At 43.2% G+C, this 23,179-nt stretch carries 25 protein-coding genes; 12 read left to right on the top strand and 13 right to left on the bottom strand.

Annotated elements, in window-relative coordinates; translation table 11 throughout:
• The 3 genes from OEX01_06835 to OEX01_06845 form a co-directional block, all read left to right on the top strand.
• Positions 1 to 323 (top strand): hypothetical protein (locus OEX01_06835; protein MDH5448694.1); only part of this gene is annotated, 323 nt, incomplete at its 5' end.
• Between the two features lie 4 nt (positions 324 to 327).
• Positions 328 to 1,203, top strand: a complete 876-nt coding sequence (locus OEX01_06840) for a CoB--CoM heterodisulfide reductase iron-sulfur subunit B family protein (protein MDH5448695.1) — start codon at positions 328 to 330, stop codon at positions 1,201 to 1,203.
• Between the two features lie 71 nt (positions 1,204 to 1,274).
• A complete protein-coding gene (locus OEX01_06845) occupies positions 1,275 to 2,492 on the top strand; it encodes an acyl-CoA/acyl-ACP dehydrogenase (protein ID MDH5448696.1) in 1,218 nt (405 codons plus the stop codon).
• 110 nt (positions 2,493 to 2,602) lie between these two features.
• Here OEX01_06845 and OEX01_06850 read toward each other — a convergent pair whose 3' ends face one another.
• The 4 genes from OEX01_06850 to OEX01_06865 form a co-directional block, all read right to left on the bottom strand.
• Positions 2,603 to 3,568: a DUF362 domain-containing protein gene (locus OEX01_06850; GenBank protein MDH5448697.1), complete on the bottom strand. Its 966-nt coding sequence runs from the start codon at positions 3,566 to 3,568 to the stop codon at positions 2,603 to 2,605.
• A gap of 139 nt (positions 3,569 to 3,707) precedes the next feature.
• Positions 3,708 to 4,673: an electron transfer flavoprotein subunit alpha/FixB family protein gene (locus OEX01_06855; GenBank protein ID MDH5448698.1), complete on the bottom strand. Its 966-nt coding sequence runs from the start codon at positions 4,671 to 4,673 to the stop codon at positions 3,708 to 3,710.
• Between the two features lie 5 nt (positions 4,674 to 4,678).
• A complete protein-coding gene (locus OEX01_06860) occupies positions 4,679 to 5,473 on the bottom strand; it encodes an electron transfer flavoprotein subunit beta/FixA family protein (protein ID MDH5448699.1) in 795 nt (264 codons plus the stop codon).
• A 212-nt stretch (positions 5,474 to 5,685) separates the two neighbouring features.
• A complete protein-coding gene (locus OEX01_06865) occupies positions 5,686 to 7,848 on the bottom strand; it encodes a heavy metal translocating P-type ATPase (protein ID MDH5448700.1) in 2,163 nt (720 codons plus the stop codon).
• A gap of 36 nt (positions 7,849 to 7,884) precedes the next feature.
• Between OEX01_06865 and OEX01_06870 the strand changes: the two genes are divergently transcribed.
• Together OEX01_06870 and OEX01_06875 are read left to right on the top strand one after the other, a co-directional pair.
• Positions 7,885 to 8,052: a hypothetical protein gene (locus OEX01_06870; protein ID MDH5448701.1), complete on the top strand. Its 168-nt coding sequence runs from the start codon at positions 7,885 to 7,887 to the stop codon at positions 8,050 to 8,052.
• A gap of 113 nt (positions 8,053 to 8,165) precedes the next feature.
• Complete coding sequence (locus OEX01_06875) at positions 8,166 to 8,459, top strand: hypothetical protein (protein MDH5448702.1); 294 nt, start codon at positions 8,166 to 8,168, stop codon at positions 8,457 to 8,459.
• Between the two features lie 245 nt (positions 8,460 to 8,704).
• On the opposite strand, the gene OEX01_06880 is transcribed toward OEX01_06875, so the two are convergent.
• Positions 8,705 to 9,664: a class I SAM-dependent methyltransferase gene (locus tag OEX01_06880; GenBank protein ID MDH5448703.1), complete on the bottom strand. Its 960-nt coding sequence runs from the start codon at positions 9,662 to 9,664 to the stop codon at positions 8,705 to 8,707.
• Positions 9,665 to 9,866: 202 nt separating this feature from the next.
• Here OEX01_06880 and OEX01_06885 point away from each other — a divergent pair, with 202 nt between their 5' ends.
• Both OEX01_06885 and OEX01_06890 read left to right on the top strand, forming a co-directional pair.
• On the top strand, positions 9,867 to 10,796 hold the full coding sequence (locus tag OEX01_06885; GenBank protein ID MDH5448704.1) for a radical SAM protein: 930 nt from the start codon (positions 9,867 to 9,869) through the stop codon (positions 10,794 to 10,796).
• Between the two features lie 131 nt (positions 10,797 to 10,927).
• Entirely contained in the window at positions 10,928 to 11,284 is a 357-nt protein-coding gene (locus tag OEX01_06890; protein MDH5448705.1) for a hypothetical protein, read from the top strand.
• Between the two features lie 223 nt (positions 11,285 to 11,507).
• On the opposite strand, the gene OEX01_06895 is transcribed toward OEX01_06890, so the two are convergent.
• Entirely contained in the window at positions 11,508 to 11,861 is a 354-nt protein-coding gene (locus OEX01_06895) for a hypothetical protein (protein ID MDH5448706.1), read from the bottom strand.
• A gap of 654 nt (positions 11,862 to 12,515) precedes the next feature.
• Here OEX01_06895 and OEX01_06900 point away from each other — a divergent pair.
• Positions 12,516 to 12,848, top strand: a complete 333-nt coding sequence (locus OEX01_06900; GenBank protein ID MDH5448707.1) for a hypothetical protein — start codon at positions 12,516 to 12,518, stop codon at positions 12,846 to 12,848.
• Positions 12,849 to 13,082: 234 nt separating this feature from the next.
• The gene (locus OEX01_06905) at positions 13,083 to 13,307 is read left to right on the top strand and encodes a hypothetical protein (GenBank protein ID MDH5448708.1); all 225 of its coding nucleotides are present in this window, start codon (positions 13,083 to 13,085) and stop codon (positions 13,305 to 13,307) included.
• Between the two features lie 107 nt (positions 13,308 to 13,414).
• Here OEX01_06905 and OEX01_06910 read toward each other — a convergent pair whose 3' ends face one another.
• The 4 genes from OEX01_06910 to OEX01_06925 form a co-directional block, all read right to left on the bottom strand.
• Positions 13,415 to 13,765, bottom strand: a complete 351-nt coding sequence (locus tag OEX01_06910) for an MGMT family protein (protein MDH5448709.1) — start codon at positions 13,763 to 13,765, stop codon at positions 13,415 to 13,417.
• 170 nt (positions 13,766 to 13,935) lie between these two features.
• A complete protein-coding gene (locus OEX01_06915) occupies positions 13,936 to 15,804 on the bottom strand; it encodes an aldehyde ferredoxin oxidoreductase (GenBank protein ID MDH5448710.1) in 1,869 nt (622 codons plus the stop codon).
• Positions 15,804 to 16,331: a 4Fe-4S dicluster domain-containing protein gene (locus OEX01_06920; protein ID MDH5448711.1), complete on the bottom strand. Its 528-nt coding sequence runs from the start codon at positions 16,329 to 16,331 to the stop codon at positions 15,804 to 15,806. The genes OEX01_06915 and OEX01_06920 overlap by 1 nt, the downstream gene beginning before the upstream one ends.
• A gap of 418 nt (positions 16,332 to 16,749) precedes the next feature.
• Complete coding sequence (locus OEX01_06925) at positions 16,750 to 17,670, bottom strand: SPFH domain-containing protein (protein MDH5448712.1); 921 nt, start codon at positions 17,668 to 17,670, stop codon at positions 16,750 to 16,752.
• A gap of 702 nt (positions 17,671 to 18,372) precedes the next feature.
• Here OEX01_06925 and OEX01_06930 point away from each other — a divergent pair.
• The gene (locus OEX01_06930) at positions 18,373 to 18,720 is read left to right on the top strand and encodes a transcription factor S (GenBank protein ID MDH5448713.1); all 348 of its coding nucleotides are present in this window, start codon (positions 18,373 to 18,375) and stop codon (positions 18,718 to 18,720) included.
• 16 nt (positions 18,721 to 18,736) lie between these two features.
• On the opposite strand, the gene OEX01_06935 is transcribed toward OEX01_06930, so the two are convergent.
• On the bottom strand, positions 18,737 to 18,946 hold the full coding sequence (locus tag OEX01_06935) for a hypothetical protein (GenBank protein ID MDH5448714.1): 210 nt from the start codon (positions 18,944 to 18,946) through the stop codon (positions 18,737 to 18,739).
• Between the two features lie 39 nt (positions 18,947 to 18,985).
• On the bottom strand, positions 18,986 to 19,921 hold the full coding sequence (locus OEX01_06940; protein MDH5448715.1) for an EamA family transporter: 936 nt from the start codon (positions 19,919 to 19,921) through the stop codon (positions 18,986 to 18,988).
• 192 nt (positions 19,922 to 20,113) lie between these two features.
• Here OEX01_06940 and OEX01_06945 point away from each other — a divergent pair, with 192 nt between their 5' ends.
• Positions 20,114 to 20,443: a carboxymuconolactone decarboxylase family protein gene (locus OEX01_06945; GenBank protein MDH5448716.1), complete on the top strand. Its 330-nt coding sequence runs from the start codon at positions 20,114 to 20,116 to the stop codon at positions 20,441 to 20,443.
• A gap of 149 nt (positions 20,444 to 20,592) precedes the next feature.
• On the top strand, positions 20,593 to 21,063 hold the full coding sequence (locus tag OEX01_06950; GenBank protein ID MDH5448717.1) for a GAF domain-containing protein: 471 nt from the start codon (positions 20,593 to 20,595) through the stop codon (positions 21,061 to 21,063).
• A gap of 382 nt (positions 21,064 to 21,445) precedes the next feature.
• Here the strand turns inward: OEX01_06950 and OEX01_06955 are convergent.
• Positions 21,446 to 23,179, bottom strand: a 1,734-nt coding sequence (locus tag OEX01_06955) for a hypothetical protein (GenBank protein ID MDH5448718.1), incomplete at its 5' end; no start/stop codon positions are given.

Below are 23,179 nucleotides of genomic sequence, written 5' to 3' on the forward strand. Positions count from 1 at the left end.
GCTTCGTTGAAGAACTAGTTTCATCTGACATTATCTGGGCATGCGCTTCATGTTTAAAATGCCGTGAAAGATGTCCACAGAAAGCGTCGCCGTACGATACTATTATGGCTTTGAGAAACTTGACAGTGGAAAGAGAAGCAAAGGTGCCGGAGGCATATATGAAAGCGGTGGCCCAAATCCTAGAAACAGGTTTAACACAGCAAGCGCAAACGGTTACTTCTCGAGAAATGCAGCCGTTTAACAGAGAAAAACTTGGGCTGCCCGAAATGATATACCCAAACGACAAGTTTAAAGTCGTTTTCATGAAAGTTCTCGGAGGATAAACAAGTGAAGGTTGCAGTCTATTGGGGATGCAAAATTCCGACGGCGCAGTACGCTTATGAGATGTCAGTTAGGCAGGTTTTTCCACATTTCGACATCGAGCTTGTCGACTTGAAAGGCGCGTCTTGTTGCGGCGGGCCTGTGAGAAGCATCAACACTTCCGCTGCTATGTATCTTTCTGCAAGAAACTTGGCTCTTTCAAGTCAAACGGGCTTGGATGATTTGCTGGTGCCGTGTAACGAATGCCACTTCATGCTGAGCGAAGCGAAATACCGGATCGATAATGACGAAGAGATGTGCAAGAAAGTGGAGGATCTGCTTGGAGAAGAGGGTTTCAAATATTCTTCTGGGGTTAGAATTTGGCACGTTGTTGACTTGCTCCACGACGTGGTTAAGGTTGATACGGTTAAGGCTAAGGTGAAGAAACCGTTTAAGGGTTTGAAGTTTGCGGTGCATCCTGGCTGTCAGATAATTAGACCGAGTGAAATTGGACGAGTTGACCACGCTGAGAAGCCGAGAAAGCTTGATGCTTTGGTTGAAGCGCTAGAGGCTGAGACTTTGGATTATTCGGAGAAGTTGGACTGTTGTGGGGCGGCTTTGCTGTATTCACATGAGGATGCAGCTTTGAGTCTTGCGGGTTCTAAGCTGAAGGCGGTTCAGGCTTATGGTGTGGATGGATTTGTGGACACTTGTCCCTACTGTCACATAATGTACGATGCTAGGCAGAAGGAGGCTACGGCTACGGTGGGTGGTAAGCTTTCGCTTTCAGTGTTTTACTATACACAGCTTTTGGGACTTGCACTTGGAATTGAGCAGGAAAAACTTGGGCTACATCTAAACCAAAGTTTCGACTCAGAAAAGCTAAGTTTAAATGACCCGTAATCAACCGCACACTCTGGTAATCCTTATATGCGCTAGCACAGAGACTATTTTCTCTTTAAGAGGTAATCTAAATGGTAGATTTTAGCTTTACAGAAGAGCAAAAACTTTTCCGCAACGCACTGCGGGAATGGTGCAAAAAAAATCTTCCCTTAGAGAAAGTTCGCGAAATGGACACTAAAGGCGAGATTCCACAATCGCTAGTAAAGGATATGGCTAACCTTGGCTTGCTGATTATGACTGCCCCCGAAGACCATGGCGGAACTGGTGCCGACTGGGTTATGGCTTGCATTGCAGCCGAAGAGTTAGGCTATGCAGACCTCAGCATCGCCGTTCCCGTGCTTTGGCTTGTAGAATCGTCTTGGGGATATGTTGTCGACAAATACTGCACGGAACAAGTCAGAGAAGACGTCATACGAAAAGCTATCAAAGGCGACGCTTTCATCGGCATAGCCTCCACAGAAGCAAGCGGCGGATCAGACGTTGCAGGTTTCAAATCCACAGCTAAGAAAGAAGGAGAAAAGTGGATTCTTAACGGCGAAAAAACGTACATAAGCGGCACCGAAGAAGCTAAGAAGTGGGGTGGAGGCTTTTTCGTCAACGCGAGAACATCGCCTGCACCGCCAGGAGCAGCCCACCGCGGCATGACTGGATTCTACTTACCCATGGATGTGCCTGGAGTTGAAATTAACAAACGCTTTGAAGACATGGGAAGGATGGCTATTTCAACAGGCGGCTTCGTGATGAAAAACGTGCAGTTGCCAGAGCGTCACCTTATTGGCGAGGTAGATAAGGGCTTTTACTTAACCATGGAAGGATTCGACGCTGCCCGCGTTCTAATAGGTGCTGTATGTTTGGGCGCTGCAAGACGCGCTTTAGATTTGGGAATGGAGTACATTAAGGAACGGAGGGCCTTTGGGCGACCTATTGGCAAGTTTGAAGGGATTCAATTCGAGTTGGCAGATGACTGGGCAGAGCTAGAAGCCTTGCGGTCACTTGTTTACAGGACTGCTTGGATGATGGACAAGCGATACAAAGAAAAACGATTCACGCCTCTTGAGGTTGCGCAGATGATTTCAGCCTGCAAACTAAAGGCTCCACACTTCGCTTTTGATGTTTGCAAACACGTCATGCTATGGTTCGGTGCATACGGCTACACAAAAGAGTGCCCCATAGAAATGGGGTTAAGAGGCATAATGTCCTACTGTGTCGGCGCCGAAGGAGCAACAAACATCCAACGAGTAGTCATAGCAAGAGAGTTGCTAGGGAAAGAATACATAGCGTACAAGTAACGCTGTTGCACATCACGCCGCGTGCTTCCACTTTCCAACATTCACATCTTCGAAGTAGCTAAAGATTCCGAGCTTAAGATATGTCCTAAAAAAGTGTACGCGTGGGACACTCACAGCTGACGTTTAATGAATTTAACCATATCATCGAATCTTTCGTCATCTGTCATGTTTAATGCTTTCAGAGATATCATGTCTGCGTTCAGATGTCCTATGCCGAGTTCTGCAGCCTTTTTAAGTTGATCATGACTTTTTACTCTAATGCCTTTGATGCCTTCTGCCTTGAAGAATTTAAGAATTGCCACCCCTACCGTATCAACCGCTACTCTGTCGCTTCCAGCGATTACTACGCCTGAGACCACCTTCTTTCCGTGAGCTGGACCACCGGAGACAAAGCACGACAGTCCGTCTAGAACCATAAGATCCGAGGTATATGCAAGGTTTATCTCCGCTATACGAAAGCCAGGCTTCTTGTGAAGAATGCTTCTGTCTGCTGGGTTAATCATCCCCACGCTATTCTTGAGGCTCAAGGTGAATACTCCGCCAAACTGATGTGTTTTTAGGCATGGGAGTGATATAATCCGTGAAGCATCATAGGCTGTCTTCGCAATTCGAAATCCTATGGGCCATGAGAGAGCTTTTTCTGGTTTGACCCACACCCATTCTTCTTTCTCGAAGAAAGATACTTTTACACCGAACTCTTTGGCGGCATTCAGTATACCATTCTTCTTCATAGTTGCTTCTGTTGGAAGCCATGCTGGGCCAGACATGTCGCCTACTATGATTTGTTCCTGCTTTAGTCCAGCCTTTATCAGCAGCGTCAGGATCACTCTTAGAGTATGTGGGTGTGTGCTCGCAGGGAAAGGATCGTGACTATTGCAATTGGGCTTGACTAAGACGTAATTTTCATCGAGGTTTCTTATCAATGGCGTCATTTCGCCAATCAGACGTAATGCCTTTTTTACTCCTTCTTCCCTGTCTTCAGTTCGTATAAGAGAGACCAAGCTTTTACGACCTTCAGCATAGATGTTGGACCTTAACGGTTTACAGTCAACTTTTGAGGCATTTTTTGCTGTCAATGCTGCTTTTTGAAAAATCTCTCTCGATGTCTGTAAGAGAGTCATCTCAATTTACCCTGTTCAAACGAGAAAGTTTTAAAAGATAAGTGTTGTGCGCTTGGAAGTTCTAACGCTTAAATTCACTCTTATAACGCATAAGCTAACCTAGTGTCTTCTTCAATTCTTTCACGATTGCTGGCACTATCTCGTACAAGTCCCCAACAATCACATAATCAGCAACTTCAAAGATAGCCGCTTCAGGATCCCTATTTACAGCCACAACCACTTGCGAATCACGCATCCCTGCCACATGCTGGATCATGCCGCTGATGCCGCAGCCTACGTAAAGCGTCGGCTTGATCTTCTTTCCAGACAAGCCAACCCACCCCGTGAACCATTTTCGGTCTTCAGCTAATGGCCTCGTGTTGCCAACTTGGCCGCCGAGAAGTTTAGCAAGTTCTTCAAGCGGCTTAAAGTCTTCTTTCTTTTCAATTCCTCTTCCGCCGCAGACAACTATTCGTGCATCTTCGATTTTTACGTCAGCCACTTCCATCCTGTTGACTCCCACAACTTCTATTTTCGACTCTTCAACTTCAACCTCAGCTTTCACTATCTCGCCGCTCCTTTCTTTCGGCTCAAGCTTTTCGAACGTCCTAGGCGGCACTGTGGCTATTTGCGGTTTTTTACGATAGGTAGCTGTGACGACGGCGTTACCGCTGTATACGATTCTTTTAGTCACCAGCTGTCCTTCTTCGTTAATGGCAAGTTGACTACAATCTGGGGTGCATCCTGTTTCAAGTCTTGCGGCTAGTCGGGAAGCTAGTTCCTTTCCGTTCTTTGTAGATCCTATGAGAAGAATTTCGGGTTTGTTGCCTGTAACGAGGTTTGTTAGAGCGCTCAAATAAGTTTCTATTTGGAAGTCTTTCAGGCGGGAGCTGTCAACTACGAAAACTTTGTCAGCGCCATGTTTGATAAGCTCATCTGCTTTGCTCTCTACCCCGCTTCCAAGTAACACGACTGCAAGTTCTGTCTTGCGGTTAGTTGCGAGCATGCTTCCGCCAGCTAACAGTTCCAGCATCAAATTATAATTCTCAGAAAAAACCCAAACACCTATATGTTCACTCATCGCGCTTACCTCCCTACCATACCCTCCTGAATAAGCGCTTTCACCAGTTTCTCTGCAATCTCAGCTGGATTCTCTCCTTCAATCACAATCCTTTTTCGTTCCACCTTAGGCGCCAAAACATCCATAATCCTGACACCGGAACCCGTTTCTCCAACTTTTTTCAATGGGACATTGATGTCTGCTAGCTTCCAAGTCACTATTTCTTTCTTAGAAGCTTTCATTATCGCCATAAGCGAAGGAATTCGCGGTTCGTTAATCTCCTTGGTTACTGTTACTATTGCAGGCGTCTTAGTTTTCACTGTCTCGTAGCGATCTTCAAGGGTTCTCTCCACAGTCACAACGTTGCCTTCTAGACTGATTTTCCGAGCATACGTGATGACAGGGATGTTCAGCAGCTCAGCAATACGTGGACCAACTTGTGCCGAAAAACCGTCAATAGATGCTTCGCCGCAGAGAATAAGATCAAACTGACCAATTTTCCTCACCGCCTCAGCTAACACAAATGAGGTTGCTAACGTGTCAGAATCCAGCAAAGCCTCATCGTTAATGAAGTATCCTTTGTCAGCGCCTATCGCCAAAGCCTCACGAATCGATGTTTTGGCGTCTTCCCCGCTTGCTGTAACCGTTACAATCTCGCCGCCAAGTTTTTCTTTGAGACGAACAGCTTCTTCCAACGCGTTTTTGTCAAAATCACTAATTTTCCGCGACACGCCAGCTGTGACTAGTCGTCTTGTGGAAGGATCTGCCTTCAGTTGGTTAACGTCTATAGCTTGTTTGAGGCAAACTATTATTCTTGGCAAATTTTCTCCAGCCTCCGTGAGAATTTACCTATGAACAGAAGAAACCAAATTAAGCATTTTGGTATATTTTTCATTTCCGCTTCCTAAAGAATTTAGCATTCCCAGTTCGCAAATATACTAAAACCCTGCTTCGATTTGCCAACTGAGTTCTTTTTCTGAATTTTTTTTCGTTAGAGTAATTCGATTCGCTTTTCAAGCGGCAGAAACCAATTTTAGGGCTTCCATCTCTTAAGCAGCATTGAATTTCCAACAACTGTAATGTCACTTAGTATCATTGCGGCAGCTGCAAATTCTGGTATAATCAAAATGCCAAACGATGGATGAAGAACTCCTGCAGCTAGAGGAATCATTAGTAAATTGTAAAAGAACGCCCAAAACAGGTTCTGCTTTATCTTCTGCAATGTTTTGTTGCTTAGATTAATGCTGACAGCCACGTCGCGCGGATCGTCCTTAATTAGAACTATGTCTCCAGCCTCTATTGCAACGTCAGTTCCGCTTCCAATGGCTATTCCCACATTAGCCTGCGTTATTGCAGGCGCATCGTTTATTCCATCACCAACCATAGCGACAAAGCGTCCTTGACTTTGCAGCTTCCTTATCTCTTCAACCTTTCCAGCAGGAATAACTTCAGCCAAAACCTCATTAACGCCTAACTGATTCGCAATTGCTTCTGCTGTTCTTCTCGTATCGCCCGTAAGCATAACAACTTCTAAGCCAGCTCTTTTAAGCATCTCAACCGCATCCTTAGAATACTCTTTAAGTGTATCGGAAACAGCTAACAAACCAGCAGCTTTACCGTCAACAGCCACTATTAAAACTGTTTTACCTTCGCTCTCCAGCTTCTCAATGTCATCTGCAAATTGCTTGATTGAGACCTTATTGTTCTTCATCAAGACACGATTTCCAAGCAAAACTTGTCTGCGCCTAGACTTTGCAGTTACCCCAAATCCTGGCAAGGCTTCAAAAGAACTTGGCTCTGAAACAGTAATTCCTTCGCTTTCAGCTTTCTTCACTATTGCTTCGCCTATGGGATGCTCAGACCTCTTCTCAGCAATAGCGGCAACTTCTAAAACACGAGTTCTATCTTTTCCAACAATATCTGTAACTTCTAAATTGCCCTTAGTTAAGGTACCCGTCTTGTCAAAGACGACAGTATCAATATCTCTTACAACCTCCAACACCGCACTGTTCTTTATCAGAATTCCATTTTCTGCTCCCTTGCCAACACCAATCATGATTGCGGCAGGGGTTGCGATGCCCAAAGCACATGGGCATGCTATCGCCAAGACAGAAACCAACGTAGTCACTGCCAACATCTCATCTTTAAAGACAAAATACCAAGTTACAAACGCTCCGAATGCAATTACGGCAACTATGGGAACAAAGAAGTTGACGACGCGATCCGCTATTCTCTGGATTGGCGCCTTACTTGCTTGCACTTCACGGGCTAATCTAACAATTTGTGCTAGCATTGTTTCTTTCCCAATTTTCTCTGCTCTGAACTTCAGTGTGCCGGTTTTGTTTATTGTTCCAGTGAAAACCGTGTTTCCAACATTTTTCTCAACTGGAACTGATTCGCCAGTTATCATTGACTCATCTATAAACGAATGCCCGTCAACCACAAACCCGTCAACCGGTATCCTGTTTCCAGGTCGAACAATTAAGACATCCCCAACCTCAACCTCCTCAATTGGAATTTCCCTTTCTTTACCACCACCACGCTCTACAATTGCTGTCTTGGGCTGGAGCGCCATAAGCTTCTTGATTGCGTCACCAGTTTTCTCGACGGCCATCTCCTCTAAAAGCATGCCAAGCGTTATTGTGGTTATGACAACGGCTGAAGCCTCATAAAAAACCATACTGTCTACTAAGAAGAAAGTTGAGTACAAAGAATAAAAGTAAGCAGCTGATGCACTTAGTGCAACAAGCACATTCATGTCAGCAAACGCGCTTTTAAGTGAATTATACGCGCCTTTGTAGAAATGCCAACCTACAATAAACTGAACTGGAGTCGCTAACGTTAATAATAGAAAATTCTTTGTTGGAATTTTCAAAAAATAGGTGATTAAAACAATTGGGATTGTAAAAATAAGCCCAACAAAAAAAAGCAGGATCTGCCTTCGCAACTCTTTCTTACGTTTTTCAACAATTCCCTCAACTTGCTCAACTGCTTCATATCCACTCCGCTTAATGATCGCCTTAATTTTTTCAACACTAACCTTGGAAGCGTCAAACTTCACAAAAGCCTCTTTTGCTGCATAACTCACTCTGACCTCTATAATTCCATCGGCTTTTGATAAGCTAGCTTCTATCCGCTGTGCACACGCTGGACAGTGCATCCCAAGAATCTGGACAATAACATCTTGCTCTCTCATCTTTGACCAGCTTAACGGGCTGAAGCGTGCAAACTCGTGGACGTAGGCTTCAAATACGTCATTGAAATGGACAGCATAAAAATGTTCCGAGGACGTAGATGGGAAGCAGATTCTCGTTTTCGTAGGCGGCATCGTCTAGCTTGGAATGACACTAAAGTGACGTTGTCTCCTGCATTTCTCGGCTTCTTTGGTCTTGCACTTTAGTTTTTTTCTATAATTATTTACCATATGTCTTTTTATCACCTGGTCCATCCTTATTTTTTTGGATTAAAATGAGATTGAGAAAAGTTGCCTTAGGAGTAACTGTGTTCGCGTTGATGGTTCTGATAGTTTCACCAGTTTTTGCTTGTGAGCCTCCACCGCCTGAACCTGGATATTCACCTGGATTCTGGAAGCATGAAGTGAGAGCCTATGTTGAAGGTAAAGGACGTTTACATCATACTATGGCAGAAATGGAATCCTTTGAGTCATACATAATCACATACATAGATTCAGGTTTCACTCTTAGCTGGGCGAACATGGCTTTCTGGGACAAATCAATGAAAAGCATGTGGCTAACTGTTGCAAACTGGTTCAACGAAGCAGCGGGACTTGCGCCTTATACAGACTGATGGAAAAACAAGCCTATTTCAAGTTGTTAGTCCATCTACAACTTCTCCACTTTTTTTTGGATTTCCTGTTCCGACGAGAGAAATCTATGGATATCAGCTTCCGAATTCTTTTCGGATTATCTGCGCGCGCTTGAACTGGCGACCAGTGGAGACGTCGCCCGCACATCTCCTTTTTTTCTTAAAGCTCAGGATTAGGTCTATATCTTGGCTTAAATTCTCGGTTTTTTTGGAAATACATCATTGTCTCAAGGCGCAGTGGCTCGTAAGACAATTGTCGGAGCTTTATCAGGATTTATGTATGGAACAAGTCTTTTCTCAATCTCAAAGAATAGTTGTGGGCTTCTTTTCATAGTTTCTATAATCGCTTCGTCACCATCAATAAGTAACTTCATTAGCAAACCATCGCCCGTCACCTGTACTTCGGAAAAGCCACTTTTTTTAAACAGGGCAAACAGTTCTTTCGCTGTAGGCCAATGTGTTGGAACCCCTTGCCTTATTTCAAGAGTTTCTTCTTCAATCTGTTGAAGAGGATACTTTAATGATTTGTAGCCCTTCTCATTAAACTCTGGATCTCTCATAATGTTCCTGACGATTTTCCCATTCGGGTCTAAGATGTAGGAAGTAGCTCTATGATTTCGTTTAGTTGTAAACACCTCTACACGGTAAGCGATTCTTCCGTCAAGGGTCTTTTGAAAACTGGTTGAGATTATGGTCCCTGGTTTCCAGTCCACCCGATTGTCCATCTCCAAAACTGTAATCCCTCGAGGCTTCAAGACCCTCTTTAACTCTTGAACGCTCCTCTTCAATGGAATCAGGAAACAGAAAACATCTCCTCTTGATATTAAAACCTCAAAACATGATGTTTTGAAAGGTAAGTGTCGTCCGTCGCAAACCAGAAAAGAGATCTTTCGGTTTAATCCCTTGTTAACTGCACTCGTCTTTGCCACTCTAATCATGTCATCCACCAAGTCCACACCAACAATCCACTCCATCTCCCGGTGTTCCGCTAAGAAAAAGGAGGCATCACCTACTCCACAACCAAGATCAAGCACTAGCTTTTTATCTTCCATATAGGCCAGAAACAAAAGGTTGGCTACACCATATTTCCAAAAATTCGGATGATCGGGATTGCTTACCTTTTTGTGCCATTCCAGACCGCGGTATTGAGGAAACCTATCCTTCTTTCTTTTTGATAAAGATCTCATGCTGCTTCACCAGTAAACAGTCAATCCAGCGTATATTTGAAGATATTAAAGTTAACCGCGGTAAGAGGACTTCACTCAGGTAGATTGTTAGGTCACTAGAAGTATGAATCAGCATTTCAGTTAACAGAGCGCGTACTAAGATTATTGGAAACGACAAATTGAAATAACTTGCAGTGTAGTTTTATGTGAGCAGTGCTCGGAGATGAAGATTAAAAGGCTTGAGTTTTTGCTGACAGAGAAATGCAACTCTCGATGCATTCATTGTCAAGGAGAGCACTCTCCTGAGAGGGAAGGTGTGATGAAGGTTGAAGATGGCATAAACTATCTTAACGAAGCAACATCGGTGGCGGATCTGGAGTCCTTCATGATTTTCGGAGGCGAAGCGATGCTCTATCCTGAAAGGACTATTAAACTTTTTCAAAAAGCTAAAGAATTGCGGATCCCAGAGATTGAGCTAATTACAAATGGTTTTTGGGGTCGGGACAAGAATCAAGCGAAAGAATTGGCTTCTCAGTTGAAGGAAGCGGGCGTAAATGAGATGTTGATTAGTGTTGATGCGTTTCACTGGCCTTACATTCCTTTAGACTATCCACGTAACGCTGCGTTAGCTTCTGTCGATGTTGGTATAGAGAAGGTTAGATGGAATGTTGCTATTCTTAAAAGTGAGACGGCTTCTAATCAGTTTGATAGACAGACAAATAGGATAATGAGTGTTCTTGAAACTTTGAACTTGGAGGTGCATGTTAACAAAGTGTGGCCTCAAGGAAGAGCAAGAAAGACCCTGACTGATTTCTTTCCTAAGCAACCTTTAGAAGGAAAATGTCCCGAAGCAGAAAGTGCACTGATAAACCCTGATTGCATAACCCTTGATCCTAAAGGCTGGGCATCAATATGCTGGAGTTTATCCATAGGGAACGCTAAGAAAGAATCTCTCTTCAAGATACTCAGCAGTTATCACTGGAAAAATAATCCTGTGATTAGGACAATAGTTGAAAGTGGACCTAAAGGGCTACTCGAACTTCAGGAGGCTCACGGATTCCAATCCCAAAAAGATGGATATATAGATAGGTGCCATCTCTGTGTTGATATTCGGAAGTTTCTGAAGCCACAATATCCAGAGATGTTTGTTTAGAATACAATTCTTTTTGGCATTAATCTGGAAGAGGTTCGAAATCTCCCACAGTAAATATATCTCCCGCATCTTCCCCGTTTTTATCTTTACTTGACATCGTTATTAGAACTTCACAACAATTAAATTACAATATGCCCCTTCAAGAACTAGTGGTATATTTGTCAGCAGATACGAAAAGCCATAGGATGGGTGCGTATATCTACGGCTTCGTAAGTGGCGTAGGGTTGATCCTGATCATCTGGGGACTTGCTTCTATCGCCATGTTACCATCTAGATATCTGATGATAAACATCGGCCTCACTCTGTTTGGAGTTGCTCTTTTTGCATGTGGTAGTTGTCGTGAAGCTTACTTAAGAGGCAATCTGTCAGTTCCTTTGAAAGTCTACAAGCACACACAGCGCAATCAACATGAAACAGCCAATCTAATCTCAGAACAAATAATAGAAAATCCAGAAGAAGTTGAATCACAAAAAACTCACGCGTCTTAGCCCACCCCTTCTCTGTCATTTTGGCACGCATACCGATTTGAGGCGTTACCTCTGTATTATTCTAACTGATTAACGTAAAACTATGATAATTGAAGACATCTCCGGCGTTCCCCATTTTTCCGCAGATTAAATCATTTTAGGGGAGCATCTGGTTTAGCTTCAAAGAACGAAAGCCTTGTCATGGAAGGAGCTGGGGTTCGTCTATCTTTTCCGTATAGACCTTTTAGAAGAATCTTCTTTTTCTTTCTTCTTGTTTCTTGTCGTCAGATTGTTGCTGAGCTGGGGGAACTTCAGGGTTCAATGTAGCAGCGTTTTCCGCAATGATTTCCTGGGATTGTTGACTTGGTGCTGGTGTTTCTATAGTTTCATTCAGTCTTCGTTCCAGTTCATTTATTTCGGTTTTTAGTTGAGATATGACGTCCCGCGTTGCAGCGTTACTCTTTCTTAACTCTTCAATTGCAACCTTATCCCGAAGCATCTTCACCTTGTCTTCCAGGTTCTTTAGTTCTTCGTTCAAAGAACGTGATTCTTCTTCTAATCCTGTCCTTATATTCTGGACTTCTTGTGAAACACTCATCTCTATGTCATCCAAACTCTAAGTACAACTATGACAGTAACAAAGATTATGAAAAGATAATCAGTATTTAGAACAAGTTTTAGAAAGAGAAAATGTGCGTGAGGGGGAATTATGGATACTTGTAGAGAAACTTGGAAATGAAGAGGCAAACAAGCTAATAAAGGATGCCTGCCGAGATGCTAAGAAAACCAAATCGAAGAGATCATAAGGCCCTATGAGGAACTCCGCAAGAGAGAGAAAGAGAATTAGATTTTATTTATTTCTATCCGAGATTTTTTCTCTACAAAAAAGATTTTCCCATAGAAAAAATGGCCTCAAGACCCGGCCAAGGCTACAAAAAGGTTAGCATATGTCTTCTAATGGACATATACATATCACAAGCCAATGCAGATGAGGTAATAGAGCCATGAGGTAAAGTGAAGAAACCGCTTAAATAAGGATTAAAATTCCGAATACGCCTCTACTCGGAAATATAAAGTATTATAACTTAGTTTTGGCTCAGTTTCTATAGGAGATGTTTCAAGAAGAAGAGTGTATTTTTTAGAGGGAATGGGTATGCTTTTTCTACACATTTTTGTAAAGTCGGAAAGAGAATCTTAAGAAGTGTTCTTGTTGTCAAAGATGGTTAAAAAATGGAAGAAATAAAGAAAGGAGGTGAGAGAGATACAACGATGGGAAAAGATTTTTTGGATATCGCTCTACTGTTTCATCGGAGCCTCCGCCTGCGTTGTGAATGTGGTTTTCAAGTCACCATCCCCACGGCTTTATTGGAACCTAGTCCTTTTGATCATGGTGTTCGGCGAAACAATCTGCCTACTTATCTATTTGAGACGTGAACGGAAGACTGTGATATCAAAAAAGACCATGAAGCGCCGTCTAAAGAAATTTGGAAAGGCTCTTAAATCTGCACTTTTGGGCATGGTGCACATAGATCTCCAGATCGACACAAAAGACCAGATAGAAGAACCAGAGGAATCCAAATCATAAGTTCTCTACATCCGGATATCTTTCTACACTTTCTAAGAGCTTGCGGTTTCACATACTACCTTAATCTTCTCAAGAATCCTTTTGGAGTGGCCGATATGTTCGGAGTAAAGAAAGTTCAAACCTTACGAAGATACTATTCCGGAGGATGAAGACAATTCAAGGGAGAGCTTTCAGCATAACTCATTATGTTTATATGCATCCCTCATAATGCATTATGTAGGGAGGTTTGATGGAATGAATGAAAAAATTGAAATGAAAGTTAAACTTGTGTTTTTTGGATTAACTGTTTGTGTTACAATTTGGGTTATCGCTTTGGCTCTAAAGCTTCCTTCTGGCTCTACATTAATGCCTTTTGTGGTGTCGGGATGTGTCTTACTCTCTCTGTGGCTAGCAACGGGTATTGAAGTATTAAAGAAAGTGCATTTCAAAAGAAATGTTTTCACTGTTTCAGCATTCTAGGTGGGCGGGGAGAGATTCGAACTAGCGAGCATGGATATATCTCCCGCAAAATCCCATTTTCTATATGCCTCATCGAGTGGTATACTTTGAAAGGTCGGCGTAGTGTGTTAGTACAGGATTTCGTTGCTGATTTTCACTTTGCCTTTCTTAATTGGGATTCCCTCTTTCTTGACCATACTTCTTCTCCATTCGGCCCCTTTCTTGTCCCCACCGAACGAACCGTCGGAGCCTACAACACGATGGCATGGGACAACCGGTGACAGAGGGTTCTTGTGAAGAGCGTTCGCCACTGCTCGGTAGGCTTTTGGCTTGCCAATTTTCTCGGCTATCCGCTTATAAGTGCTGACTTTTCCTTTGGGGATTTTGAAGGTGGCAACATAAACGTCTCTTTCAAACTGTGTTTTGTCTTTCAGGATTCCAATTACATCTTTTTCCGTCTGTATTGATTTTACGTCCATGAACAAATTCCTCACATTTGGGAATGTAACTTGTCTGCCAATATCTTAAACCTTTGTTTCAAAGCAGCTGTTATCTTGGTGGGGTCGCTGGGATTTGAATCCCGGACAAAAGGAGAGATCTCCTGAAATCACCCCGCAACTCTCCATTTTCTTGCAATATGTACAACGTTTCATTGTCGTATTCTTTTCAAAGCCTTATCAACGTCTTCCAATCCGAGTTTTCTGAGATTTTCTGACTCTGGGATTCCATTTTTGTCCCAGCCTGCTTCCTTGTAATATCTTCTCTTGTACTTTTGCACCATTGCTTTTTGAGTAGTCTTTCCCTTATATGGTCCGGAGGGTAATGGCTCGTAAAATCTAGGTGGGTTATCATCGTGGATTTTAGGGTTCCACTTTAAGTCGGGTCCGCCTAGCAGGAGCATCGCTCTTTGAAGCTGCAGTATCCTTAACGCTTTGGAACTACACCATTCTTCAGGCGTCAACTCTAAGCCTGTAACTGCTTTGTAAAAGTCGAACCTGACCTTGCGTTTCAGACCGAAACTGTTGAAGAAACAGTACACGGCTGAATCGTTGAAAATCCCCCACAATTCGCTTCCAGGTCCGTTCAATGGGAGTGCAGCAGTTGACGTGTGATCGCCTCCTTGAACTGAGCATGCGTAGGAGATAATATGGGGGTAATCTTTGCCACTGCGGATTCCATGAGCACCGATACTTATCCCTTTAGACTGTACAACATACTGTAGAACGTCCACTTTCTTTGCCTCTGAAATCTTCAGAGCTGCACGATAAGTTCCCTGCGCCAACATGTCTCCTATACCTTCTCTAAATGCAATCTTCCTGACTAGGGCTGCAAATGCATTCGCATCTCCCCAATTAAGCTCTATGCCATCGAGGTCTTCCTTTGTAAATATTCCCCTTTGGAAAAGTTCAGCAGCGAAACCTAGCACGTTTCCTGTCTGTATACCGCATAAACCTAAATCGTCGATGAGAGCCGAGAGAAACACGTTTTCTTCTGGAGTGAAAAGCCCCAAGTTTGTACCCAAATAGGCTTGCAGTTCGTAATCAGGATTGTCTGTTATTGCTCCCTTAAACTGTCCGGTTTTCACCATCGCTATCTTTAGACAGCAGGTTGGACATCCGAAGTCGCCCCAGAACTGTTTTATCCAAACTCTATCCTCAAACTTGTCAACTCCAAAGCTTCTTTCATCATGCCATTCATCCTGCCAATTCCGGACAGGTTCAGAGCTGGTCTTCGCTCCAACTTCGTATCCAGCTGCCCCTGTTCCCCAACGTCTCCACAGTTCATCCTCGTAAGCGTTATCACATACTTTTTGAATCAGCCTTTTCACTTTCCCAATGTCAGCAACTTGTGGTAATGGCCCAGTTCCCTTGACAGCTATTGCCTTTAGACCCTTAGAGCCCATAACTGCGCCATAGCCACCATAACCAGCAGCATGCGTCCATTTCGCCGCAACAACCGCCGTAAGAACCTTGTTTTCTCCTGCTGGGCCAATATACAATATTGCAGGTTCCTTAAACTCGCCATATTGAGGAAAGCGCCTCTTCAAGAGCTCTCTACATTCTTTAGTTAGAATCTTGACGGTTTGCTTTGCGTCTTTACCCCATACGTGACTCGCGTCTCTCAGTTCAACGTCAGAATCCTTCACAAATAAATAGCATGGCCTTTTTGCTTTACCATATAATATTATCCCGTCATAACCAGAGCATCTAAGCTCGACCCCAAATTCTCCTCCCACAGTTGAGCCTACAATGCCATTGCTCTGTGGAGACTTGCCAGAAACACATGTTCTGCCGCCTGGGAAGAATCCCGTCAAGGGTCCAGTCAAGAACAGAAGTATGTTTTCTGGTCCCAAGGGGTCAATTGTTTCCCATTTGGCACCTAGCTTATCCCAGAGAATCTTTGCTGCTAAACCTCTGCCGCCTACATAGTCTCTCAGAACGTCATCGTCAATTGTTATTTCTTGGATACTCTCTGTTGAAAGACTGACTTCTAGAAACTTCCCCGAGTAACCTAATATCAAACCAATTCCTCCGCTTTTTCGCCATACATCTTGACAGCCAAATCGCGCGTCGTTTCTTCTGGTTTTCGTGCATAGAGTTTGTATGCTCGGTTTGTTCTGTGGACTTTTTTTAGTACGTTCCATCCTCCCTGTCGGCAGACTCTAACACATTGAGGGTTGCCTCTGCATAAATCGCAAATCAAAACGTGTTTTTTTGTAGGGTGAATGTGAGGTATTCTGCCTGGGCAAGCGTCTACGCATTTTCCGCATGCAGTGCATTTTTTGGACTTGACTAAGACTGCGCCTGTTCTCTGGCTAACAGATAGTGCTTTGACTGGACACGCTTGCACGCATGGGTAGTCTTCACATTGGGCACAGAAGTGAGGAAATTCTACGCCTGGAACAAGCATAAAGACTCTTATTCTTGAGGCTTCGGGCCATATGCGCTTTTCGTGGGAAAGTGAACACGCGATCTCGCATTTTCTACATCCGCTGCATCTTGACAGCACTCTAGCTATCCAGATTGGTCCTTTTTCCTTGGCCAACTTTTAACCTCTTAAATGTTGAAGAATTGCTGTTTGTTCGTGCTCCGATTTAAATATGGTGTTGTCGTCTGGAAGGGGCATTGTCCAGCTTGGACCAAGACGCCAACTAAGAGATGCTTTCGCATATTCCCTCTTTCTTTGAAGAACCCACGCGCCTTCTCTTGCTCACCACACTTCAGGAGTCATGCCTTCTGCTTAGTTTTTATGGTTTATGAAAGAACCCTCGGAATCCACGCGCGGACTTGCACAGTTAGGGATGCGCGAGAAAATCTCCTTTCTGAAGTGTCGGACACCAATACTGCAAGTAAACAAAAAGTGGAGATATCTCTCGCAACTCCCTATTTTTTCCGGCATGAAAAATTGAAACCACATGCGTATGACTGAAGAAAAAAAGGGATTAGTGTTTCTGCTGAGAGCCTTAGGGTGTTGTCGAATTCGTTGGTATCAACACGGGTATTCCATCTGCACCTACTATTAGTATTTCCACGTCTGGTGCAATTCTCTGTAAGGCTTGAACCCAGAGATAGAGCTCTGCAATTCTTGTCTGATTTCCACTTTGACCAACCGACGCCAAGACAAGTTCAATAGCTTCTTTTGTTGCGTTAGCTTCTATGACTTTGGCCTCCGCTTCACCTATTGCCTTGATGATAACTTCTTGAGCCGTTGCGTTAGCCAGTATCAATATTCTTTCCCTCTCAAAAGCTGCTTGAATCTTCTGCTGTTCCGCCACTAGTTTATCTTCAATAGCTGAAGTGTACTTATCTGGATAGCCAATGTTCTTCAGGTCTAGTTCAAAACGCACTAAAGCACCTGCCAGCGATGGTTCTGTATTCAACTCTTGAAGAACAGCTGTTTCTACCTGATCTCTTACAGCATCTCTGAACTCTATAGTTTCCAATGCAGTGTAGTTTTTGGTTATTAGCCGCATGGTTTCTTCCATAATTGACTCAATAGCCTTTTCTTTGTAGTTCAGATTTGGATAATTGTTGTAAAGATCCCTAATTTTCTCAGTGTCAAGCGACCATCTAACCAAAACTTCAATCTCCATCTCAAGCTGATCAGAAGAAAAAGATGGTATTACGTCCTCAAACGTCTCGGTAGCATAGTAAATGTCAACAGCAGTGACCCACGGTGCTTTTATTGCATAAGTCGGACCAAGTATTGGTTCACTTGTTGATCTAGCAATAGGATCTACAAGTATTACTGCATGTCCAACGCCAACTTGAACTACCATAACCAATCCGAAGACTATCATGAATAAGAAAAAGAATGCCAAGACTGAAATCAACGCTATTACCTTAAGAGAGACACCTGTACGAATTCTTTCATCTTCTTCCATTTTACTCACCAATTTTTCTCGATTCCAAATCAAGAAATGTTCAGAGACCGTGACTAAATAAATCTTATGTGCGTGGGCAAAAATCTAAAACCTTATATTTTGACTACGTTTAAAAATAGAAACGCGCGCACCGACAAAAAATTATTGCTTTTTAATATTGTTTGTGGAGATATCTCCCGAACTCAGACATAACATGGGATATTTCGTTTCTCCAACATTCACTTGGGTGAAGTTAATATTTAAAGAGGTGTAGAAGCGTTTTCTAGCTTCTCGCTGCATTTAGTGAAGATCCTATCATCTTTTTTGCTTATAAGACAGATAAGAAGCTCATTCTAAGGTTATTTCTAAAGAAAAAGCACTTTTCTGCGGTTTTTTTGAGACGAAAAGTAGATATACCCAACATTAGCCTTTAAGGAAGTTTTGGAGGTCTAACTATGCTCTTCAAAGAAGAAGAAGAAGAGGAAGAAGAAGAGGAAGAGGATTGGTGAGCAATGCCAAAAAAGAAAGGAAAGAAAAAAGGAAAGAAAGGAAAAAGCAAAGCAGAATGACAAATTAGGCTTTCTATTTCCCATTTTCTCTTTTTCTTTTTGACACAAAATCAAGGGTGAGATAGTGATGGGAGCGAAGATAACCATAATGCAAGAAAAAAAAGTAAAACAAACGAATTAGCTAAGAGCATCTAAAAAAAGGAGAGCATGTAGATTGGACTTTTGCACCAATTGTGGAAAGAAATTGATTCCACTAAAGAAAACGGAAGGAAAGAAGGTTGTTCTTCTGCTTTCATGTCCAAAGTGTGGCTACGAGAAACGGACAACTCGCCTGATGACGCATGTCCCTAGGATTTCAGAGCATTCTTCTAATGTTGGCATAGCTGTAATAGGTAAGGAGGAACAAAAGTTACGCACCTTACCTACGATTAGGATAGAGTGCCCTAGGTGTGGAAATAATCTTGCCTACGTATGGATGGTTCAAGTCAAAAAGTTGGAAGAATCTTCAACACAGTTTTTTAGATGCACCAAATGCAACTACACATTCCGAGAGAGCAGTTAAGCGGTGAATAGTTTATTTACATTGACTGGTTTGCTTTTAGATGTTTATGAGCTCTTTGATTTGTCGTTTTTTCAGCGTTCGTTAAATTCAAAATTACTAACATCGTATCCGCATATCTGCTGATTAAAGCTTCGATGATCACGTCTTTTCGGTTTGGAAGGTCTTTCTTGTGCTTTTCTGGCTTTGCATCAGGTGTGTGAGCAAGAAAAACTACTTTGAATGTCATCCTTGATACTCCTCGCTAAGTGGTGATATTCTCGAATGTTTAATTTGTTGTGAAGCGCTTGTGTGTTCTTTGCTTTTTGGTTACAAGGTAGACCCCTGTGAAGATCAGAAGTCCTCCTGTGGAAATGGAAAAGGTTATCTCTTCTCCGACTAGCGTCACCGCAAACAACATGGTTATCAGCGGCTCTGCAAATAAGAATGAACTGGTCACCGCTGCTCCTACTTGTTTCAGCACGTAAAACCAGATGTTGTATCCTAACAAAGAACAGGTAATAGATAAGAAGAGAACTGCAAGCCAGCTGTTGAGACTCATCGTGAATATTTGTTGTAGTGAGTTTTCAGCCAGAGAAAAAGGGATTAGGAATAATCCTCCTAAAGCGTTTACGTAGGTTACAACGAGAAAAGGATTGTACTTCTCAATTGTCTTCTTCCCAAATAGACTGTAAGCAGTCCAGAGGATTGGGGTAGAAAGTAAAATTAGACTTCCAAAAAAGAATTCTTTGTTGCTTTGGAAGCTTACACCGCTAGTAATGACAATTAAGGTGCCTGTGGCAGCAATTCCGATTCCAAAAATCTGTTTTCTGTCTAGATTCTCTTTAAATATTCTGGTGGAAAAGACGGTGATGAGAATCGGCGAGAGGAGACAGACGAAGATTGCGGCGATAGCCGCTCCTGCCATTTTAATACCTGTGTATTGAGCAGCGAAGAATAGAGTGACGCCTGAAAGAGCGAGGAATAATAGTGTTGGGGCATCTTTCTTTTCAATGAAAAGATTGTAGTCTCGTTTTTGGCTTTTCTTGAAGAGAAGAACAGCGAGGGATAGTCCACCAGCAATAAGAAATCGAAATGTAGCTAATGCAACTGGAGTTAATTCTTCTCTTAGCACTATTTTGGCAACTACGAATGAGCTCCCCCAAAAGGTAATCAATGTTAACATTAGTAGCGCGTTAGAGAGACTGATTGTCTTAGTTGCCATATTGAATAATTTTCTGGTCAATCCTATAAAGAATTGCACTTGAGCTTGCAATCTGGCAAATAGAGCATAGTGTACGCTCTGAAAACCTTTCTAAATACCCAAACACAAAAATGCGTGCACACTTTTTATAGTGGAGATAGGTGAGGGAGTGTTTTGGATATTCTTGAGGATTTTAAGCGATATCGCGAACGTATGAATGCGCAGATTCTCACTAGGGGTGGTCTTGCGGTTAAGCGGTTTTTCGCGTTGGACAGTCGTGTTTACCAGAAAGGAGCATTGGATGTTAGAACCAAAGAGCTGATGGGTTTGGTTGCTTCAATTGTGTTGCGTTGCAATGATTGCATTACTTATCATGTTGTCCGTTGTGTTCAGGAGGGTGTTTCTGATGCGGAGTTTTTTGAAGCTGTAAACGTTGCTTTGATTGTTGGTGGGTCAATTACGATTCCTCATATACGTCGAGCAGTGGAGATACTTGACCAATGTAAAGAGAAACAGAGAAAGGGCGACTCTCTTGAAATTTAGATGAAGGTAATGTGTCGAATGTGTTTGGAAGCGTGTTCGTAGAGGCAAAAAGAGATTAGAATAGACGCTTATGTATGTTTAAAAATGGAACGCAGTTAATCGCTTTTAAAAGCTACTTTAAAAGTAACTAAGAAAAACCTGCAGAAGGCATGTACATGAAGAAGAAATTATTGGATTTCCTTACTGAAAAAGTAAGGGCGATTGTGAATAGCAAACTAGATAAGGATGCAAAACTTGAGGCTGTCTGTAAATTGCTTAGGGATAACATTCCCAATTATGATTGGGTCGGTTTCTATTTTGTAGACAGAGTAGGGCAAGATGAACTTATACTTGGCCCCTTTGAAGGAGAACCCACAGAACATCTGAGAGTACCATTTGGCAGGGGCATATGCGGTCAGGCAGCAGAGCTTAAAAAGACGTTTATTGTACAGGATGTTTCAAAAGAGACGAACTATCTCTCATGTAATCCCAAAGTAAAATCTGAAATTGTCGTGCCGATTTTTAAGAACGGGGAGATTATCGGTGAACTCGACATAGATTCTCATACACTTTCACCATTTACTAATGAAGACAAGGCATTTCTCGAGAAGATATGTAAAATAGTGTCTAAACTACTTTGAGCTTTTATGCGAGCACACGTGGTTCGTGTTAAAAAGATGTTTCGAGCATATGCTGAATTAGCGCGGAGTTTTTTCTGTTAGGCACTTTACAAAGCATTATAATAATCATGTTTTCTGGCTAAGCAGCGATTTCCAGAGACTACAAATATGTGCGTTGAAATTGGAAGTTGAGCAGCTTGTTGAATCTTTTCTGATGGACAAACGGCGTAGCAATGTTGCTCAGAGGATGGTGACGAATCATGGCTAGGTTGCTTATTTGTACTTGTACCAATTTTTTTTAGTACAAGTACATTTCGAGTGTGAAAAACGAGGCTACAAAGTATATGTAAGATTTTTGGAAAAAAAGAGGGAGTGTTGGTCTTGTTGGTTTTGGCTATGTATTTTATGGGGGTGGTATTGCCCATTTTAGTCCGTATTTGTCTGTGATGCTTACTATGTCGTAGATGCCTATGTGTGCAAGGTCGGTTTTGTCTAGGTCTGCGCCTGGGAAGTATTGTGGATCGTATGCGCCATCGCCGCTGTGGCAGTAGCTTCCTGTGGCTTTTATCACGTCGTAGATGTTGATTTGGAAGTAGCCGCTGTCGCGTCCAGAAATCTCCCATCCTGGTTGTCCGCCAGGAGTGTCCCACCACCAGCGCCAGTCAGTCTCACCTAGAGGTGGAGTTTCCATCCAGTAGTGTGGGTTTTTGTTCAGAGCAGCATGTCCGTCTACGCCTGGCACTATGTCTGTGCAGTAAAACGGTCCGAAGCTGTACCACGTGTCTGCCCAGGGTAGACCTGCGAGGTAGTAGCCGTGAGGGTCAAGGTCGTCCGTGTAGAAGTTGATCATGTATGTTCCAGCTCCTACGTCGCCTTCCAGCATAATCCAGTTATGCTCGCCGTCTTCGTAGCCACCGTAAATATAGTAGTCGACTGGCACGTCGTCAGAAGTCACCTGTACTATGTTTTCTGTTGTCAGCTTGAATTGAGTTCCGGCGCTACAGTTTGTGCCATCACTCGTGAAACTCGCAGAGCTTACAGTGCAGAGCGTATCGATTAGCTCATCCCTGCAAAGTGTCGGGTATTGCGGGTCGTCATAGAACCAGTAGCTTGCGTCGTCGAAGTAGTACTTAATCGTGTAGTCATCGATTACTTCGCTGTGATGCAGGTCTTCGTAGCTTGGATAGTTCCAAGCGTCAGGGAAGCAGTAAGTGTACCATGCCGAGAATTCCAAGTCATGCGCGGTTGCGTATCGTATGAAGTTGCCTGTTTCCGGTTCCACTATTCCACAGTCTTTCCTCAGATAATACGTGACAGTAGATTTCGTAGACGGCTCATCTGGACCCGGGTTTGGATCGAACCACGTTCCAACCTCCCAGTCTTCAACCGCCCAAGGCTGGTCTACCGTGAGGTCGTATGGGTTAATGTTCAGCAATGTATCGAACACTCTGTCTAGCACTGCGTAGTCATAAGTCCACACAGAGTACAACGGGTTAAGCCTCTTTGGTACACCTATAGTTCCCATTCTAATTGGGCCGCCACCACTTTGATAAGCATGTAGAAATTGGTACGGGTTGTCTAATCCGTAGCCAAACATGTTGACGACTCCCGGCATAGTCTTACGCCAAGCGACGAATCTTTTGCTAGACCATAGGGGGATGTTGACACACAAATCAGCCCAGCCGTATCCTCCTGCCTTTAGGGCAGCAGCTTTGGCTGCAGAAATACTTGGTGTGAAGTATACAGCGCGAACATATTCGTCAAGCAGGGGATAGTTGGGGAGGTTTGACGAGTTCATGCCTGTTACGCAGTTTGACCCACCTAGGAACCAGTAGTCACTGTGGTATCCGAAGTAAAGGAACGTTGGGTATCTTCCTAGGCTCCAGCCGCCTGTATAAATGTGGTAATCTCGCTCCCACAAAACAGGATTTGGATAAGGAATGTCTGAAGGCCACTCAATCTTGTTGTACGGGATGTCCAAGATGTCTAACTGGCCTGCAAGGTATTGGCCGGCGTCATATCTCTTGTCTTCAGGTACTATGTAGAAGATAAGCGGGTCCATGTTGCCTCCGGCTTCTGCGCCATCCCAACCAACAGGATAGTTTCGAGTGCCATCAGGTTCAGTGTCAACGAATCC

It is taken from the genome of Candidatus Bathyarchaeota archaeon, from assembly GCA_029882535.1.
In the GTDB taxonomy this organism is placed as follows: domain Archaea; phylum Thermoproteota; class Bathyarchaeia; order Bathyarchaeales; family SOJC01; genus JAOUKM01.

Bases quoted from the DNA above. Each gene is read 5' to 3' on its own strand.
- OEX01_06880 (MDH5448703.1), bottom strand. From the start codon at position 9,664: ATGAGATCTTTATCAAAAAGAAAGAAGGATAGGTTTCCTCAATACCGC.
- OEX01_06925 (MDH5448712.1), bottom strand. From the start codon at position 17,670: ATGGAAGAAGATGAAAGAATTCGTACAGGTGTCTCTCTTAAGGTAATA.
- OEX01_06845 (MDH5448696.1), top strand. From the start codon at position 1,275: ATGGTAGATTTTAGCTTTACAGAAGAGCAAAAACTTTTCCGCAACGCA.
- OEX01_06950 (MDH5448717.1), top strand. From the start codon at position 20,593: ATGTACATGAAGAAGAAATTATTGGATTTCCTTACTGAAAAAGTAAGG.
- OEX01_06895 (MDH5448706.1), bottom strand. From the start codon at position 11,861: ATGAGTGTTTCACAAGAAGTCCAGAATATAAGGACAGGATTAGAAGAA.
- OEX01_06910 (MDH5448709.1), bottom strand. From the start codon at position 13,765: ATGGACGTAAAATCAATACAGACGGAAAAAGATGTAATTGGAATCCTG.
- OEX01_06905 (MDH5448708.1), top strand. From the start codon at position 13,083: ATGAATGAAAAAATTGAAATGAAAGTTAAACTTGTGTTTTTTGGATTA.
- OEX01_06935 (MDH5448714.1), bottom strand. From the start codon at position 18,946: ATGACATTCAAAGTAGTTTTTCTTGCTCACACACCTGATGCAAAGCCA.
- OEX01_06945 (MDH5448716.1), top strand. From the start codon at position 20,114: ATGAATGCGCAGATTCTCACTAGGGGTGGTCTTGCGGTTAAGCGGTTT.
- OEX01_06865 (MDH5448700.1), bottom strand. From the start codon at position 7,848: ATGAGAGAGCAAGATGTTATTGTCCAGATTCTTGGGATGCACTGTCCA.
- OEX01_06855 (MDH5448698.1), bottom strand. From the start codon at position 4,673: ATGAGTGAACATATAGGTGTTTGGGTTTTTTCTGAGAATTATAATTTG.
- OEX01_06875 (MDH5448702.1), top strand. From the start codon at position 8,166: ATGGTTCTGATAGTTTCACCAGTTTTTGCTTGTGAGCCTCCACCGCCT.
- OEX01_06890 (MDH5448705.1), top strand. From the start codon at position 10,928: ATGCCCCTTCAAGAACTAGTGGTATATTTGTCAGCAGATACGAAAAGC.
- OEX01_06885 (MDH5448704.1), top strand. From the start codon at position 9,867: ATGAAGATTAAAAGGCTTGAGTTTTTGCTGACAGAGAAATGCAACTCT.
- OEX01_06940 (MDH5448715.1), bottom strand. From the start codon at position 19,921: ATGGCAACTAAGACAATCAGTCTCTCTAACGCGCTACTAATGTTAACA.